Below are 17,497 nucleotides of genomic sequence, written 5' to 3'. Positions count from 1 at the left end.
GAAATCATCTCACCATTTTGATTAGGCAAAGTAAACAGCGGCGCTTTGTCGCCTGCTTTTAAGGTATTCATTCGTCGTCCTTCTGATTAATGCCGTATTAGCTTTGCATTCTTTTAATCTGACAGACCAGCGACATTTCGTTTGCCAGCTCATGAATACTCTTTTCGAGTTTATCCAGTACTACTTTTTCAGGAATATTGATGGCAAAAAACACGTGCTGGATAGACTCTCCTGATTCGGCTTCCTCGGCGCTCGAACGTACAGCAGCCAAATCCAGCGAGCGATCTGCTAAAAATTGAGTGATACGCTTCATGGTACCGCGCTGATCTTTACCATGAAATTCCACCTCAATGCGCGAAACATAGTTTTGCGGCGTATGGCGTGATGTACGTTTCATCACGGTCAGTAGTTCCATTTCCACTGACAATTGGGGCAGGGAGGTTTCAATTTTGGTGATGGCCGCCCATGAGCCGGACACCATCATAATAAGGGTGAATTCATTGCCGAAAAGCGCCATACGGCTGTCGACGATATCGCAATCACAGTCACTGGCCAGACGGGCGAGCTTGCTGACGATACCGGGACGATCGGATCCCATGGCGGTGACGACCAGGTAATTGGTCATGTAGGTTCCTCTTTGTGTGTCGTTGTCATGGCGTCTTTTTAACCACATCGGCAGCGGCTTTGACGCGCGCCAATGCTACCACAAACAAATCCTTTTGAGACCCCTGTAAATGGCTTGTCAATCGCCATAGGGGTCAGTACCATAGCGAGTCCTGCAACCTTGGGGAAGTCAGATGATAAACGGAAGCATCGTAGCCTTAATCACGCCCATGAACAGTGATGGCTCAGTGGATTTTGCAAGTCTTGAGAGTTTAGTCGAGTTTCATATTGCCAATGGCACTGATGCTATTGTGGCCGTTGGGACCACAGGCGAATCGGCCACTCTGCCCATGAAAGAACACGTCAATGTGGTGGCCAAAACCGTTGAGTATGCCAAGGGCCGTATTCCCGTTATCGGTGGCAACGGTGCCAACGCCACTGCCGAAGCGATTGAGCTTACCAAAGCCCTGTCTGTAACGGGTGTTGCCGCTATGCTTGGTGTTACGCCTTACTACAACAAACCTACACCCAAGGGTTTGGTTGCACATTATAAAGCAGTGGCTGCAGCCACTGATATTCCACAAATTCTGTATAACGTACCTGGCCGTACCGCTGTGGACATGAAGCCTGAGACAGTGGCTGAGCTTTGCGATGTGGCCAACATCATCGGCATTAAAGAAGCCACAGGTGATGTGAGCCGCGTGGCCCGTCTGCGCGAGCTGTGTGGCCCGGACTTCTTGTTGTACAGCGGCGATGATGCTACGGCTCGTGAGTTTTTGCTCGCGGGTGGCCATGGCGTCATTTCGGTTGCCAATAACATAGTACCTGCCCAATTCAAGAAGATGTGCTCGCTTGCCATCGCCGGCGACAGCGAAAGCTCGCTGGTGGCCGATGAGCCTATGCGTGGCCTTTACAGCACGCTATTTTGTGAAGCTAACCCGATACCAGTGAAATGGGCCGCTCATCGCATGGGACTTATCAAGGATGGTTTCATTCGTTTACCACTGACTGAACTTTCTCAGTCTTGTCATGGTCTACTGCTCGATGCCATGAAAAAAGCCGGACTGGAGGTCTAAGTCTTGAAGTTGAAACAAATAACGCCATTCATTCTCGTCGCCCTTGCCGCGGGATGCAGTACGCCCATGGAACGCCGTCAGGCAAATGGTAACGACGAATATGTGAATGCCGAGGTGTCGGCGCCACTGAAAGTGCCAGCGGGTCTCAAGTCACCCAATTACAGCCGGGAATACGATATTCCGTCAGTAGGTCCACGTGCTCAATCCGCTCTCGTCGGGAAGGCACTGGATATTCGGCCACCGCTGCAAGTGCTGCCCATGGCAGAAGGTACCCGGGTTGAGGAAGGCTCTGACAATATCAAGGTTATCGTTGAGTCTTTTGATAACAGTTTGGATCTGAAGCAGGAAATCTTTGGCTTGTTGAAGGATTACCTGGTGAGCCATCAGGTTGATATTCAAAAAGAGGACTATGCAACCGGCGTGTTGGAGACGGGTTGGATAGAAACTCAGGATGTACTGGATAGCAGCTTCTGGGGTTCTGACAAGGTCTTTACCCTGAAGCAGCGGTATCGCTATCAGGTGGAAGTGCGTCCACATGGCCGTACAGGTGCCATCACCATCGATTTAATTGATCATCAGGAAAGCTACGACGGTGACGATTTGCAGGCTCGACTCTCTGATGATGATAAGCGCCGTTTCACCATAGATCAGCTTAATAATGCTATCGCCTATTTGGCAATTAAGCGTGAGCAGGCCATTAAGGCCAAACGAGTGCGTGAGAGTTTAGGCATAGGTGTTGAGTTGGTCGACGGCGAAGCTGAAAGTGATGCTTATTATTTAGCTAAGGGTGATTACAACCAGGTTTGGAACCGTCTGCGCATCGTGTTGCCTGAATTGGGCTTTGAGCTCGCCGATATGGATAGCAGCAAGGGTCTGTACTTCCTCAATTACAATGACGATTCTGGCTTCTGGAGCTCCTTGTGGGGCGATGCCAAACTTGAGTTGGAAAAGGGTACATATAAACTGAAATTGAGTGAAGGTTCTGCCGGAAGCAGCGAAATTCGTCTGCTTGATAAGGAAGACAAGCCACTGGCCGATGAGAAGGTCGCACAAATCTACCGCGCCCTCGCTGAACTGATGCAGGAAGATCGCAAGGTGCGATAACAGGCAGATAGAGTTGAGTGGCTCAGTTCATTCTGAGTTATCAATCAGTATTGAAAAGAGGCCATCAGGCCTCTTTTTTATTCACGGTACTCCCCGGAGTTTTAAACAAGGATGTTGAGCGTCCGATAATGAGATGTCTGCGGCGATGAATAATGGATTTTTGCTAAACAGGATGCCATACAGAGAATTTGACTGCATTATTGCAAGTCAGTAGAGCTAACTGCCAGCTTTAAGTCTTTGGCAGGACAACCTCGCCAACAAGCCTGGATCTGATCCAAACTGTACATAAAAGCGTATTTTGTAAGGAAAAGTAAAACGTGTTGAAGCACCTGTCTGCAAGGGTAAACTAGCTTCACACAAAGCATCGGCAAGGCATTTGCCGACGATAACGATAACTTTGCCTGAAGTTTGGAAGTCACATGAAAAAAATCCTTATACTCCTTGTCCTCGTCGGGGGGGCCGGAGCCTGGTATTTGTCTACGCAAACTGAGCCTGACTCCCAGGTTCAGCGTTCGCGTCCGGTTCCCAATGTTGTGGTTACCAAGGTAGAGCTGCAAACCGTACGTGACGAAGTAGAGGCGCTCGGCACCACCCGTGCAAATGAATCAGTTACCATCACCGCCAAGGTTACTGAAACCGTAACCCGGGTTAACTTCAACGATGGTGATGTTGTACGTCAGGGGCAGCTGTTGGTGCAACTGCAGGATATTGAACAGCGTGCCCGGGTGCAGGTAGCAAAAGTTAAGGTGAGCGACAATCAGCGCGAATTTGATCGTATTCGCTCACTGGTAACCAGCCAGACCGTTGCAGAGCTGGAGCGTGACCGGTTGCAAACTCAAATCGATACCAGCCGTGCAGAGCTTGAACAAGCCGAATCGAGTTTGAGCGATCGCGCCATCAGTGCACCTTTTGCCGGCCGTCTGGGTTTGCGTCAGGTGAGTCCCGGCGCTTTGGTAACCCCGGGCACTGCCATCACCACCCTGGATGATATCTCCATTATTAAACTCGACTTTGCCGTGCCAGAGCGGTTCCTGCCGCAGCTGAACCCCGGTAAGACACTGGAAGCCGAAGCCGTGGCCTATGCCGGTGAAGTGTTCCAGGGTAAGGTGATTTCCATCGACAGCCGGATTAATCCCTTAACCCGTGCCGTGACCATTCGTGCAGAAATTCCCAACAAAGATGGCCGTTTACTGCCCGGCATGCTGATGAAAATCCGCCTGATCAAAACCAGTCGGGAAGCCATGATGGTGCCCGAATCTGCCATCATTCCGGTGCAGAAGAATCACTATGTCTATATCGTAGGTGCCGATAACAAAGTGGAGCGCCGTCAAGTGACCTTAGGACTGCGTAAGCGTGGCTGGGCTGAAATTGTCGATGGCCTGGCACTTGGCGAAACCATAATGATACGTGGTTTGCTCAAGGCTCGTCCCGGTGATGAAGTGAAACCGGAAATGAAAGAGCATTTCAGCGCCGCCGTGGCAGGTGATGAGGAGAACGCCGCATGATCCTGACCGATCTGTCTGTAAAGCGGCCGGTGTTTGCGTCGGTGATAAGCTTGCTGCTTATCGCCTTTGGTCTGGTGGCCTTCGATAAGTTGCCCCTGCGGGAATATCCCCATATCGACCCGCCTGTGGTCTCCATTGAAACCAATTATCGCGGCGCCAGTGCTTCTGTGGTGGAAAGCCGAATTACCCAGCTGGTGGAAGACCGGGTCAGCGGGGTTGAAGGCATTCGTCACATCAGCTCATCCTCCAGTGACGGCCGTTCTTCTGTGACCCTGGAGTTCAACATTAACCGCGATATCGAAGCAGCAGCTAACGACATCCGTGACCGTATTTCCGGCATGATGAATAACCTGCCGGAAGAAGCCGATCCACCGGAGATCCGTAAAGCCAATGGTGGCGACGAAGTCATCATGTGGCTCAATCTGGTGTCAGACAGCATGAACACCCTTGAGCTGACAGATTACGCCAACCGTTATCTGGCGGACCGCTTTTCTGCCATGGACGGGGTTGCCATGTTGCGTCTCGGCGGCGGCAAGGTATATGCGCTGCGCATTTGGATTGACCGTCAGGCCTTGGCGGCACGCAATCTTACCGTTGCCGATATCGAATCCAAGCTGCGCTCAGAGAACGTAGAGCTGCCCGCAGGTTCGGTGGAGTCAAAAGAGCGGCACTTTACTGTGCGGCTTGAGCGTACTTTCCGTAACGCCGAAGACTTTGCCAATCTGGTGCTGGCACAGGGCGATGACGGCTATCTGGTCAAGCTGGGCGATGTCGCCAAGATAGAGCTTGGCTCCGAAGAAGAGCGCATCATGTTCCGTGGTAACCGCGAGTCCATGATTGGTCTGGGCGTTACCAAGCAGTCCACCGCCAATACTCTGGAGGTGGCCCGTGCGGTGAATGCGCTGGTTGATAAAATTAACCCGACCCTGCCGCCCGGCATGGAAATCAAGCGCAGTTATGACAGTTCAGTATTTATCGAAGCCTCTATCAAGGAAGTGTACCAAACCCTGTTTATCGCCATGATTTTGGTGATTTTGGTGATTTACCTGTTCCTTGGCAGCGTGCACGCCATGCTGGTGCCGGCCATTACCGTGCCTGTGTCGCTGCTGGGCACCTTTATCGTGCTCTACATCCTTGGGTACACCATTAACCTGCTTACCTTGCTTGCGATGATCCTCGCCATCGGTATGGTGGTGGACGATGCCATTGTGATGCTGGAGAACATTCACCGCCGTATCGAAGAAGGGGAAACCCCACTGGTAGCCGCCTTCCTCGGCGCCCGTGAGGTGGCCTTTGCGGTGGTGGCCACTACTCTGGTGTTGGTGGCGGTGTTTATGCCTATCACTTTCCTTGAGGGTGATTTGGGTAAGCTATTTAAAGAATTTGCCGTCACCATGAGCGCCGCGGTGATTTTCTCAAGCCTGGTGGCCTTGAGCTTAAGCCCTATGATGTGCTCCAAACTGCTTAAACCCACCAGCGAGAGTTCCTGGCTGGTGAAAAAAGTCGATGGCGGCATGGAGTGGCTGGAAGGCTTCTATCGCCGCTCACTGGAGCGCACTATACGCTATCCGTTTGCTGTTAGCCTGACGGTGATAGGTGCACTGGCTCTCAGTGTGTGGATGATGCAAAAGGTGCCCCAGGAGTTTGCTCCCCGTGAAGACAGGGGCTCTATGTTCCTGATGGTTAACGGTCCACAGGGCGCCAGCTATGAGTACATTGAAAAGTACATGAATGAAGTGGAAGAGCGTCTGATGCCGCTGGTGGACAGCGGTGAGGTGAAGCGCCTGCTTATCCGTGCTCCACGGGGATTTGGCCGCTCGGCTGACTTTTCCAACGGCATGGCGATTATCGTGCTTGAGGATTGGGGGCAGCGCCGCAGTGGTTTTGAAATAATGAACGACATCCGTAACCGGCTGTCGGATCTGGCCGGTGTGCAGGCCTTTCCTGTGATGCGTCAGGGCTTCGGACGCGGCGTGGGCAAACCTGTGCAATTTGTGCTGGGTGGCCCAAGTTATGAGGAGCTGGCACAGTGGCGGGATATTCTGATGGCCAGGGCGGCCGAAAATCCCAAACTGCTGGCGCTTGATCATGATTACAAGGAAACCAAGCCGCAGATGCGGGTGGTGATTGACCGTGACCGCGCCGCCGATCTCGGTGTGTCTGTCTCGCACATTGGCCGCACCCTGGAGTCCATGCTGGGTTCACGCCTGGTGACTACCTTTATGCGTGATGGTGAAGAGTATGATGTCATCATTGAAGGTGAGCGCGCCAAGCAGAATACGGCGCAGGATTTAACCAACATCTATGTCCGCTCAGAGCGCAGCCGTGAGCTGATCCCGCTGTCGAATCTGGTGCATGTGGAAGAATTTGCCGACGCCTCCAGCCTGAACCGCTACAACCGTATGCGTTCGATTACTATAGAGGCAAACCTGGCCGATGGTTATAGCCTGGGCGAAGCACTGGATTACCTGAACAACATTGTGCGTACCTATCTTCCGGCCGAGGCGGTGGTGAGCTACAAGGGCCAGTCGCTGGACTATCAGGAATCCGGCAACTCCATGTACTTTGTGTTTGTACTGGCGTTAGGTGTGGTGTTCCTGGTGCTGGCAGCTCAGTTCGAAAGCTATGTGCATCCGGCGGTGATCATGTTGACTGTACCATTGGCGACACTGGGCGCTTTGCTTGGCCTGTGGTTGACCGGGCAAACCATCAACATTTATAGCCAGATTGGCATCATTATGTTGGTGGGGCTGGCAGCGAAAAACGGTATTCTGATCGTGGAATTTGCCAACCAACTGCGTGACCGGGGCAGCGAGTTTACCGATGCGCTGCTTACAGCGTCCACTCAGCGTTTGCGTCCTATTCTGATGACGGGTATTACCACGGCGGCGGGCGCTGTACCCCTGGTAATGGCACAGGGAGCAGGTTCGGAAACCCGCTTTGTTATCGGGGTGGTAGTGCTGTCGGGTATTCTGCTTGCTACCGTTTTTACTCTGATGGTCATTCCAACGGCTTATGCGCTCTTTGCCCGTCATTCAGGCTCGCCTGACTCAGTGGCTCACGAACTTGAAGCTGAACTTGCCAGGCGCAAATAGTGGCATCAGCGGTTTGTAAACCATGGCAAGCTTAATTGTCATTTAATAGAACGGCCTGAACATTCTTCAGGCCGTTTTTTTGGCATCAAAAAAGCCAGCAGCGGCTGGCTTTAGGTTTTTGAGATTGGTCAGCCGGGATCAGGCGCCTTCAAGCTCCGCCAAAATGGCTTTCTCCAGGAAGCTGGTAAAGTCATGGCCGTGATTTGCCAGCATCTTGGGGAACATCGAAATTTGGGTAAGCCCTGGGAAGGTATTGATTTCATTGAGCAGAATTTGATTGTCCCTGGTAAGGAAGAAATCAATCCGCGACAGATGGCGCAGCTTCATGCCTTTAAATGCCCTGAGTGCATAGTCGCGGATGGCCTCAACCGTGGCTTCATCCACATCGGGCGCTTCCACATGGGTTACCGCCTGGCTCTTGGCATCGTATTTTTCTTCAAAGCTGTAGAAGGTGTTGGCCGCACAAACAATCTCGCCCGGACGGGTGGCCACCAGCTCGCCATCGTATTCGTACACCGCCACTTCCAGTTCGCGGGCGACAATGGTTTTTTCCACCACCACGAAAGGCGCGTACTCGAAGGCTTTTTTGACCAGCGCAGGAATGTCTTCACGCTTGGTGGCCGGGAAGCAGCCCACAGATGAGCCTTGGCTCGCAGCCTTGATAAAGACACCATTCCATTCATCAAAAGCTTTCTCAACCCGGGCGATGGCGTCATCGCTGGGCTCGTCGAGGTACAGGTAAGGGGTGTTGGGGATCCCAAGGGCGCTGAACCACATCTTGGCGGTGATCTTGTTGAAACAATTGCTGGATGCTTCTGAGCCGCAGCCAAAGTAGGGCAATTGAATCAGGTTAAACCAGGACTGAATATCGCCGGTTTCGCCGGGGAAGCCATGAATACAGGGGATGATGTAATCCACAGGCCAGGCTGGCTTGTCATCCTGGCTGAAGCGAATTTCGCGGCGGTTGGTCAGCTCGACAATCTCACCGTCTTTGGTGCGGTACTCACCGTTGACGCTCAGTTCGAGCCACAGGGTATTAAAGCGTGGATGGTCACTGAGGCAGGCTTCAAAGTATTTGGCTGAGAGCAAAGAGATATCATGCTCGCTGCTACCACCGCCGCAAAGCAGCACCAGATTGTATTTGTTCATCTTGTCTCCCAAAGGCGCGTCCGGCGTAAAGGCGTGTCCCAAAGCGCGCGAATAATGTCAGCCAGCAGTGTAATGAGGCCTAAGCGCAGGCGCAAGGCAGATGACAGAGAATTAATCCGCCTGCCAAAGCCTTGTAGCAAGCCCTGATGCCCGCTCGGTACGCCGGTCGATGGCACTCTCAAATAAGGTTTCATTGCCAAGGCAGATAAATTTGTCCTTGGCACGGGTGATGGCAGTGTAAATAAGCTCCCGTCCAATCAGCGCCTGCTGTGCTGGCGATGGCGATATGGGCAGCGACAGCGCGACGCTGGAAAATTCGCTGCCCTGACTCTTGTGCACCGTCATGGCGTAGCAGGTGTCGTGGCCGGGCAGCCTGGCGGGCAGCACCTTCAGCAGGCTGCCATCACTTTGAATAAAGTGCGCCATCAGCCGAAGATCGTCACGGCCTCTTGGCAGCAAAATGCCAATATCACCGTTAAAGAGCCCGAGTCCATAGTCGTTGCTTTGCACTATGATGGGCCGACCGGCATAAAATTCCTGCCGCGGCTGAATAAGCCCGCGCTTTGCCAGCGCCACAGTAATGGCGAGGTTGATGCCATCCACGGCATACTCGCCGCTGCGGCTGGCACACAGTACTCTGAAGTGATTGTAACGCTCAAGGATATCTTCAGGCGCGGCGAAGGCTGCCATTGCAGTTAAATAATCACTGTATGCATCGCAGGCGAGCGAAATCAGCGCCTCGCGGCCTTCACCCTCGCCATGTGGCAACCATTGCAGCTCACTAAAGCCATGGCGCCACACTTCGCCAACCCGATGTTTGTCACCCCGGTTAACAGCCAGTGCCAGTTGGCCAATGCCTGCGTCGGCCCGGAATCTGTGGCTGTGGGTGAGGGTGCACAGATTATCGCCAAGGCCTGACGCGCTGTTATCCATTGCTGCGGGGCGAAGCGCTGTGCCGGTTAATTGCCCGATTAGTTCGCATTGACCTGCACTGTATTGATAACCGCTGCGGGCGCCTTCGCAGATATCCGCCAGTACTGCGCCGGCTTCGACCGACGCCAGCTGATCCTGATCACCAAGTAAAATCAGCCTGCCGTGGGGTGGCAGCGCGTCGAGCAGCCTGTCCATCATCGGCAGGTCGACCATGGAGGCCTCATCAACCAGCAGTAAATCGAGATCCAGCGGATTTTGCCCGTGATGGCGGAATCGATTGCTGCCGGGGATAAACCCGAGCAATCGGTGCAGGGTTGAGGCATCTTCCGGCAATGCATCCACATCGGTTTCAGTTATCAAAGCGTCCGGCAGGCTGGCTTTAAGGCGCTGCTTACTGGCCTTGATGGATTCGCTGAGACGCGCCGCTGCCTTACCCGTTGGCGCCACCATGCGGATACGTAGCGGCGCTTGCTTTAACAGCAGCAGTAACAGCTTGGTGACTGTAGTGGTTTTACCCGTGCCCGGGCCACCTGTGATGACCGAAAGCTGTTTCCCTGCGGCGAGCGCCACCGCAATCTTTTGCCAATCAGGCTCGTTGTTATCTTGCAAGCCGTGCTGCTGTGAAGGCGGGAACAGTACATCCAACAGCTCGCGGGTGTTACCGGCGACCGGCACAGTGCCCTGTGCGAGGTGCCTTAGCCGCAGCGCTACCCGGGTTTCAAAACCATGATAGCGGCGCAGATACAGGCGCTGCCCATCGAGGATAAGCGGTTTATTGTCGGCATTGGCGGCATCCATTTGCTCCTGTACACCGGAGGTGCTCTGGGCGGGGGCGCTTTGCCCCGAAAGCGCTCTGCCAACGGCTTCAAGCTCGGAAATCGCCGCAATTAAGGCATCGCGGCTAACGGCGATACGACAGTGTGCACGCACACTGCCAAAGGGATTGGCCAGGGTGAGGGCGCTTAAATCCAAACAGGGATGCTGCTGCCCCAGTTGCCTTGATACCAGTGCGCACACCAGCAGCATCAGTGGCGATTCATCCTGATGCAGTCGCGCCATTTCCAGTGCGAAATGGCGGTCAAGCGAAGTGAGTTCACCCTGTTCTGCCAAATGTTTCAGCAGGGATTTGAATTCGCCGCTGCCAAGCTCCTTGCCTGCAAACTCAATCATATCCGCACCTCATTACCTTCAAACAACGCATCCAGTGCATCAACCAGCAGCTTGGGCGGACGGTCGAAAAACACCCCGCAGCCGGGCGCAGAAGCTGACATGCCCCGCAGGAACAGGTAATAACAGCCGCCAAAGTGGCGTTCGTAGTCATAGTCCACCAGTCGGCTTCTAAGCAGCCGGTGCAGCGCCAGGGTATAGAGCAGATACTGCAAGTCGTAGTGATGCTCGGCAATGGCTGAGTGCATTGCCTCATGATGGTAGTGGGCCAGAGAATCCCCCAGATGATTGGACTTGTAGTCGGCAATGTAATAGCGGCCATCGTGGCAGAAGGTGAGGTCGATAAAGCCTTTGAGCATGCCGTTCAGGGTTTCAAAGCCAAAATCACTGCGGTAACGGTAAAGCGCCAGCAGATCCCCAAGGGCGCGCGCTTTTAGCTGGGTCACAGGCAGATAAAACTCCATTTCAACCAGCATGTTAGAGTGGCTTAGCTGCTGCAGGGCGAATGTAGGCGCAGGCAGTGGATTGGCCGCATTGTTTGACAGTGGCGCCACCATCAAATCCTGATACCAGTCAAGCAGCACCGGCTGCCAAAGCTCATCGATACCGAACTGCGTCATGGCCTGGGGTAACACCTGCGGCAAGGTGGTGGCCACATCATCGAAGCGAATGAGCTCCAGCACCAGGTGCATAAAGCTACCGGCATTGGCGCCACGGGGGAAACTGAATCGGCTTGGCAACCCATGGTTACTGGTGTTACTGGCGGTGTTTGTGTCATGAAAAAGATTATCACCACCAGTAGCAATCTGTTCTCGAATGCCAGTTATTGCGTTGCCAGATTGAGACTCTTCCAGTGAAAACGATTCATCTGACGCACCAGGCAGCAGACTGGTCGGCGCCACAAATTCCTCAGCATAGGCTAAAGGAATGGCCAGAGGCATGGCATCAGACTTGGCATTGGTGGTATCGGTGGGCTGGCTGGCCGTATGGTTGCCATCAGTACTGAGATGCGCGCCTCGGTCAATATCAGTGCTGCCAATCACATCACTGTGGGCAACCAGCGCCGAATAACTGCCGACCCGCCAGGGTATTTCCTCGCGCCTGTCAGGCACTCTTGCGGCGAGTAGCAAACCTTGGTGGTGGTCTGCCCTGACGAGGCTAAGAGTGTCGTTCTCTATCACATCTACCACAGCAATTGAATCGCAGCCAAGTCGCTGTGCCGCGCTGCGCAGGGCATAGCCGTCACAGTCTTTGCTGTCTATGCCAAGCAGGTACCCCAGCGCAGTTTTGTGGACTTCACTGCTGATCCCGGCTTTTAATATACGGCTGTGGTTGGCCAGGCCAAGGCGACAGCCATAAATCGGACGGGTGAGCGCCACGTACAATAGCCGCAAATCTTCACCGAGGCGCTCGGCATCATAGACTTCAACGCCTTCGTCAGTCTGCTCTATATCCCACACCAGGCCGTTTGCCTCGTGGTACAACAGTGGCGAGGGTTTGCCGCGGCTATCCCGCGCCAGGCTTAAAAAGGGGATGTAGCAAAGGCCGTATTCCAGACCTTTGGATTTGTGGATGGTGACAATCTGCACTAGATTCTGTTCACTCTCGAGCCTGAGTTGCTGAATTTCGTCACCGCTGGGATTGGCCAGCGCCTGTTCAAACCAGCCGAGCAGGGCGCTGATGCCATCGAGGCTGCTGGCGGCCTGCTCCAGCAGTTCGCACAGGTGGCGAAAATCGGTGAGGCGCCGCTCAGGATCTTCTTCACCCTGCAGTCGCTGCAGCAGTGCGGTGTCGTCGGCAAATGCCATCAGGGCGGGCATCACTCCGTATTTTTGCCAGCGTTGGTGCCATAATTCAAACCGCTCAAGCTCGGCGGCGCGGCTATCTTCATCCCGGTTTACCCTGGCGATGTCACTGAGGGTATAACCCATCAGCCGCGTGGCCATGGCATTGCGCAGACGCTTTTCATCACGGGGATGCGCCAGAGCGTACAGAAGATGCATCATTTCCCGGGCTTCCGGGGTGGCAAATACATTGTCGCGGGACAGAAATACAGCACCTATGTTGCGCTCGCCAAGCGCCTTTTTAATAAAAGCTGCCTCGTTTCTGTCGCGGACAAGCACTGCAATATCCTTTGCCATCAGTGGCCGGGATTTATCACTCAGCCGTGCGCGGCCTTCGGCGGCAAGGGTCAGTAATCTGGCGATATCAGCGGCGGTATCATTCGCCATCAGGGTACGGGCCGTGTGTTTATTCAGCCCTTTAAGGGGATCTTCTTCCAGCACCGCGATGTTGAGCGCGCCAGTCTCGGCCTGACCATCAATCAGCAGGGCTTTGTTACCGCGGTCGGCGGCATTCACAGGCTCAAACGGGATTTCATCAGTTAAAAACACCCGTTCACGGGCCATGAACAGGCGGTTTACTGCATCCACCATGGGTTTTGATGAACGGTAGTTGGTACCCAGGCTGTAGTGGGCGGATGCTGCCCGTCTTGCCCCCAGGTAGGTGTGGATATCACCGCCGCGAAAGGCGTAAATGGCCTGCTTGGGATCGCCAATCATCAACAGGCCGCGGGCGTTGCTGCCGGGACGATAGATGGCATTGAAGATGGCAAACTGCAGCGGATCTGTGTCCTGAAATTCGTCAATCAGGGCGACCGGATAACGGGCTGCAACTTCGGTGGCGAGCCGCTTGGCAATGGTATTGTCGTCTGCATCCGGCGCTGATTCGCCGGCAGCCGACGAATGATGCCCATGGCCCAAGGCTGCGGCAAGTGTCAGCAGCAGATCGTCCGGCGCCATCAGGTTGCGTTGGGATTTAAGCGCTGTGAAGCGGGTGCGGATATCGTCCCGGGCCAATAACAGAAAGGCAGGAATAAGCCCTTGGTGCGCCTCAATAAACTCACCGATGTGTACCAGCAGAGGCAATGCTTGAGGTTCTGGCAGTACGCCGCCCTTATTGAGCTTGATACTCTTGTAGGCCAGTGCCTGCATGGCTTTGATGGGCGGCTCACTCTGACCGCGGGCAGCCCAGGCGTCCATAGCCGAAATATGAGCATTCAGTTTGGGGAAATCGTCGGTGGCCTTACCATAACTGGTACCATTCAATGGCAGCTTTTTGAGGGTTTCTATTACCGCCTGGCTGTCTCTTTGCCAGGCAAGGCGCAGCCGTGACAGACGCTGATTGTAGTCGGCTGCAAGTTCAATAAAGCTGCCGGGGCGGCTTTTGGGGTTTGCCATCCGCGCGCCAATCAGGGTGCGAAGCTCAGCCCCCAGCGCCTTGGGGGATGGGTATTTGGCATGTACCATTGCCGCCATCTCTGTGGACAATGGATAGCAGTGAGCACGCCAGAAGTCCGCAACCGCAAGCTCCAGATATTCACTGTCATCGAGGGTAAATTCACTCTCGAACAGCAGCGCCGACTCAAACGCCATATCCGACAATATCCGCTGACAAAAGCCGTGAATGGTGTATATGGCGGCTTCATCCAGGGTTTTAAGGGCTAAATCCAGCTGGCGCAGCGCGATCGCACAGTCATCAATGGCAGCAACCAGTTGATTCAGGAATGCATCCTTGGTTGGCTGACCGAGCATAGCCTTAAAGGCTTCAAGCACCCGCCGCCGGATCCGGTCGCGCAGCTCACTGGTGGCGGCATTGGTAAAGGTGACCACCAGAATTTCTTCCGCGGTGCAGGGGCGTGGCTCGCCAATGCCCAGCAGCAGCCGTAAATAGAGGTTGGCGATGGTGTAGGTTTTTCCGGTACCCGCGCTGGCCTCAATAAGGCGAGCTCCCGACATGGGCAGGCTGAAGGCATCCAAAGGCTGGCTGACGATGGCTGACATATTACTCTCCAATGCTCGGCTGCTCGCCCAGCGACTGGGTGGGTTGGTATCGGGGCGCTACTGATGCAGGGGATGCGATAAAGTCGCCAAGCTCACCAAGTTTGCCGCTGTGGCACAGCACCAGCAGAGGCAGCCACAGGTTTGCTGCCCGCTGGAGAAAGTCGTCACTGACAAAATCCTCAGGGAAGCACAGCAAGCGCTGCTGATGGGGCTCATTGGCTTCGCCAAGGCCATTGGCGTCTTGCCAGATATCTTTGAGCCGGGCTTCAAGGCTGGCTGCTTGGGTATCGCCTTCAATCAGGGCTTCTGCCGCCGCCATGGCCAGGGCTGGCACCAGCGTGGATGGTTGCTGTTGGGCGGCTTCATAGATGCTGTAAAGCGCGTTTAGTCTGGCAAGGGCTGCATTGGCATCAATAGGTGCCATGGCGTGAAAGTGGCCCACATCCAGCAGGAAGCTGAAGCCGCTGCGATTTGATGCGCAAAGACACAGATGTCGCAGGTAAAGGGCAATGAAATCTTTCGGCTTGGCGCTGCCGGGGCGGGTGACGAGCAGCCCTTTTGGAAACACCTGCTCTAAAGTGCCTTTAAGGGTAATGCCGCTTTGAAGTGGCAGATTAAGGCTCAGGGTTTCAGCCGCGGCGTCGCCCATCAGAAAGCGGCTGCGTTCAAGCAGAGGTGCCAGATCGCGACAATAACCTCTGAACATCAGGCTATCGAAAGGCGCCATGGGCATCAATCCCTGACCACCCAGGCGCTCACCCAAATTGTCCAGGGTGCCTGGTTCGAGGCTGGCATCAACAGCGAGGGCGGATTCGAGCATTTGCTGTTGTACCTGATAGCGTTCGAGGGCGTTGAGCTCAAAGGGCTCAGCATCGTCGAGGGCATCGAGCCGCAGTGATAAATCGAGCCTTAAGCGCCGCTGGCAGAAAAACTTCACCGGATCGCGGAAAAAACGGATTAAGGAGGCGATATCCAGGGTGTTATCGTCGCTGTCTTCACTGTTTTTGTCGCTGTGCTGTTCTGCTTCGCAGAGGGGACCATCGATAAAGGGCCTGGGGGCGAGCACATTGGCAGGGCACCACTGGGCGGCAAAGCTGGTGGTCAGTGTCGCTGAATTAGACGTATCTACTTGCTGAAACAGCTTCACATCAAAGGGTTGCAGCGGCTGCTGCTGAATAAGCCTAGGGGCAAGACTGGCATCCGCTGCACCGGCTATAAAGGCGCTCAGCTCACAGCAATCCAGAAGTTCACTGACCAGCATGGACGGTGTTCGTTCGCTGTCATCCCGCTCGCTTCGTCCGACAAAGCTGATATAAAGTTGGCTGCGGGCCGACAAAAGCGCTTCTAAAAACAGGTATCTGTCATCGAGCCTGCGGGAGCGATCGCCCCGTCTGGCACCGGTTCGTGCCATCAGATCGAAGCCCACCGGGTGTTGCACCCGTGGGTAAACGCCATCATTCATCCCCAGCAGGCAGACCACCTGAAACGGGATGGATCGCATGGGCATCAGGGTGCAGAAATTGACCGAACCTGCCAGAAAACGTTGGCCAACCCGGGACTCGGTGAGTTTACTGCCAAGGTGTGCCTTGAAAACTTCAAGAGGCAGGCTGTCCAGCTCACCGGCCTGAAGCAGCATCTCTTTGGTTTGAATGAGCGTTTCACGGATCTGACCAATATCATCGATACTGGTTTCTTCGGCTTCGAACAAGGTAGTGAGTAATGTCAGCAGCAGCTCGAACTTTTTATCCAGACTTAGCGCGGCGCTGAAGTCACGGGCGAAATTGTCCAGCACTTCAATAAAGTCCAAAAGCTTACCGACACACTGTGCCTGCTGTCCCTCGATGCCTGAAAAGGGCAAGGTGCCCTGATAGAAATCGGCATCATCGCCGAGGGCATAGCCAAGCAAAATCCGTCGGATCCCAAAGGCCCATGAGTGCTTGTCAAAGGCTGGCAAACCAAGACTTTCGCGGCTTTTTGCATCCCGTCCCCAACGCACTCCTGCCTGTTCAAGCCAGCCTGTGAGCCGCGCCAGTTCCTCCTCATCGAGGCCAAAGCGGGACATCACCGCCGGCACTTCCAGCAGACTTAGAATTTCCGTCAGGCCAAAGCGGCTGTCTGTGATATCAAGCAGGGTCAGAAAACCATGGATAATGGCCGATTCCTGAGCCGCGCCCCGGTCCGCAATGGCATAAGGAATGTAATGCTCGCCGCGTTTGGAGGCGAATACCGCATCAATAAAGGGCGCATAAGCTGCCACATCCGGCAGCATTACCACGATATCCCGAGGCGCGAGCGAGCCATTGGCACCGCTTAACATGGCAAGCAGGTGATCGTGCAGGGTTTCGACTTCCCGGAGGGGGCTGTGGCAGCTTCTCAGGCACAGGCTGTTGTCTGTGGGGGAGAGTGGCAGTTTGCCCTCTTGTTGCTGATAACGCTCAAGGGTGGCACACAGGGGACTGCCTGCGACCTGCATATCGAGTATATCGGCCTGTAGACGGCCAAGCAGAGTATCGTCCTTTGGTGTCTGATATTCGCTGTCGTCAATGTCCAGGTGGGTTTCAGGCAGGCTGAATACCAGATCGAGCAGCTCGCGCCCCATTTTACCGTTGGCAGCAAGCAGTGGGTTACCCACTTCCAGGGTATCTTCCCAGTGGGCGGGCAACATCTTGTCTTCACTGTACCTGAGTGCCAGTCTGGCACGTTGCCGTGGGTCGAGAATATCGCCCCAGTACTGACGGCACGGGCTAAGGCTTAACATGGTTACCGGAATACGACAGCCAAGCGCATGCAGTACCTCAAGAGTTTGCGGCGGCAGCGAAGAAATACCAAACACAAACAATCTGGAAGGCAGGGCATGCATCGAGGTGGCCGGGTTTCTTAGCGCACTGACAAGCTCCGCGTGCAGGTTTGCCCTGTGCCAATGGCTGTGGCCAAGCTCGTCGCGGTTATATTGCACCAGCGCCCGCCACAAAATCGGCTGCCAGCGGCAGTTATCAGCAACCTCGGTTTGATTGGCAAAGGGG

9 protein-coding genes are annotated in these 17,497 nt (G+C 54.5%); 4 read left to right on the top strand and 5 right to left on the bottom strand.

The genetic code is table 11. The annotated features are described in order from the left end of the window. Positions 1-97 precede the first annotated feature (97 nt). Positions 98-625, bottom strand: coding sequence for a glycine cleavage system protein R (locus ABYK60_RS16390; protein WP_372873089.1), 528 nt, complete (start codon positions 623-625; stop codon positions 98-100). A 172-nt stretch (positions 626-797) separates the two neighbouring features. On the opposite strand from ABYK60_RS16390, the gene dapA reads away from it, so the two are divergent. The 4 genes from dapA (at position 798) to ABYK60_RS16370 (ending at position 7,383) form a co-directional block, all read left to right on the top strand. Then, the gene (gene dapA / locus ABYK60_RS16385; protein ID WP_372873088.1) at positions 798-1,679 is read left to right on the top strand and encodes a 4-hydroxy-tetrahydrodipicolinate synthase; all 882 of its coding nucleotides are present in this window, start codon (positions 798-800) and stop codon (positions 1,677-1,679) included. A 66-nt stretch (positions 1,680-1,745) separates the two neighbouring features. Then, positions 1,746-2,783: an outer membrane protein assembly factor BamC gene (bamC, locus tag ABYK60_RS16380; RefSeq protein WP_372873090.1), complete on the top strand. Its 1,038-nt coding sequence runs from the start codon at positions 1,746-1,748 to the stop codon at positions 2,781-2,783. Between the two features lie 419 nt (positions 2,784-3,202). Continuing rightward, the gene (locus tag ABYK60_RS16375) at positions 3,203-4,288 is read left to right on the top strand and encodes an efflux RND transporter periplasmic adaptor subunit (RefSeq protein ID WP_372873087.1); all 1,086 of its coding nucleotides are present in this window, start codon (positions 3,203-3,205) and stop codon (positions 4,286-4,288) included. Beyond that, positions 4,285-7,383 (top strand): efflux RND transporter permease subunit, encoded by a 3,099-nt coding sequence (locus ABYK60_RS16370; RefSeq protein ID WP_372873086.1) that lies wholly within the window; start codon positions 4,285-4,287, stop codon positions 7,381-7,383. The genes ABYK60_RS16375 and ABYK60_RS16370 overlap by 4 nt, the downstream gene beginning before the upstream one ends. Positions 7,384-7,521: 138 nt before the next feature. Here the strand turns inward: ABYK60_RS16370 and ABYK60_RS16365 are convergent, their stop codons facing one another. The 4 genes from ABYK60_RS16365 to recC form a co-directional block, all read right to left on the bottom strand. Then, on the bottom strand, positions 7,522-8,532 hold the full coding sequence (locus ABYK60_RS16365) for a D-alanine--D-alanine ligase (protein WP_372873085.1): 1,011 nt from the start codon (positions 8,530-8,532) through the stop codon (positions 7,522-7,524). Between the two features lie 111 nt (positions 8,533-8,643). Next, positions 8,644-10,635 carry an exodeoxyribonuclease V subunit alpha gene (gene recD, locus ABYK60_RS16360; RefSeq protein ID WP_372873084.1) on the bottom strand — a complete coding sequence of 664 codons (1,992 nt, stop codon included), beginning with the start codon at positions 10,633-10,635 and terminating at the stop codon, positions 8,644-8,646. Beyond that, positions 10,632-14,474: an exodeoxyribonuclease V subunit beta gene (gene recB / locus ABYK60_RS16355; RefSeq protein ID WP_372873083.1), complete on the bottom strand. Its 3,843-nt coding sequence runs from the start codon at positions 14,472-14,474 to the stop codon at positions 10,632-10,634. The genes recD and recB overlap by 4 nt, the downstream gene beginning before the upstream one ends. Before the next feature lies 1 nt (position 14,475). Beyond that, on the bottom strand, positions 14,476-17,497 hold a 3,022-nt coding region (gene recC, locus ABYK60_RS16350), incomplete at its 5' end, for an exodeoxyribonuclease V subunit gamma (RefSeq protein WP_372873082.1).

The organism is Shewanella sp., assembly GCF_041630135.1.
Taxonomy (GTDB): domain Bacteria; phylum Pseudomonadota; class Gammaproteobacteria; order Enterobacterales; family Shewanellaceae; genus Shewanella.
This window is presented reverse-complemented; position numbering and strand designations above follow the sequence as displayed.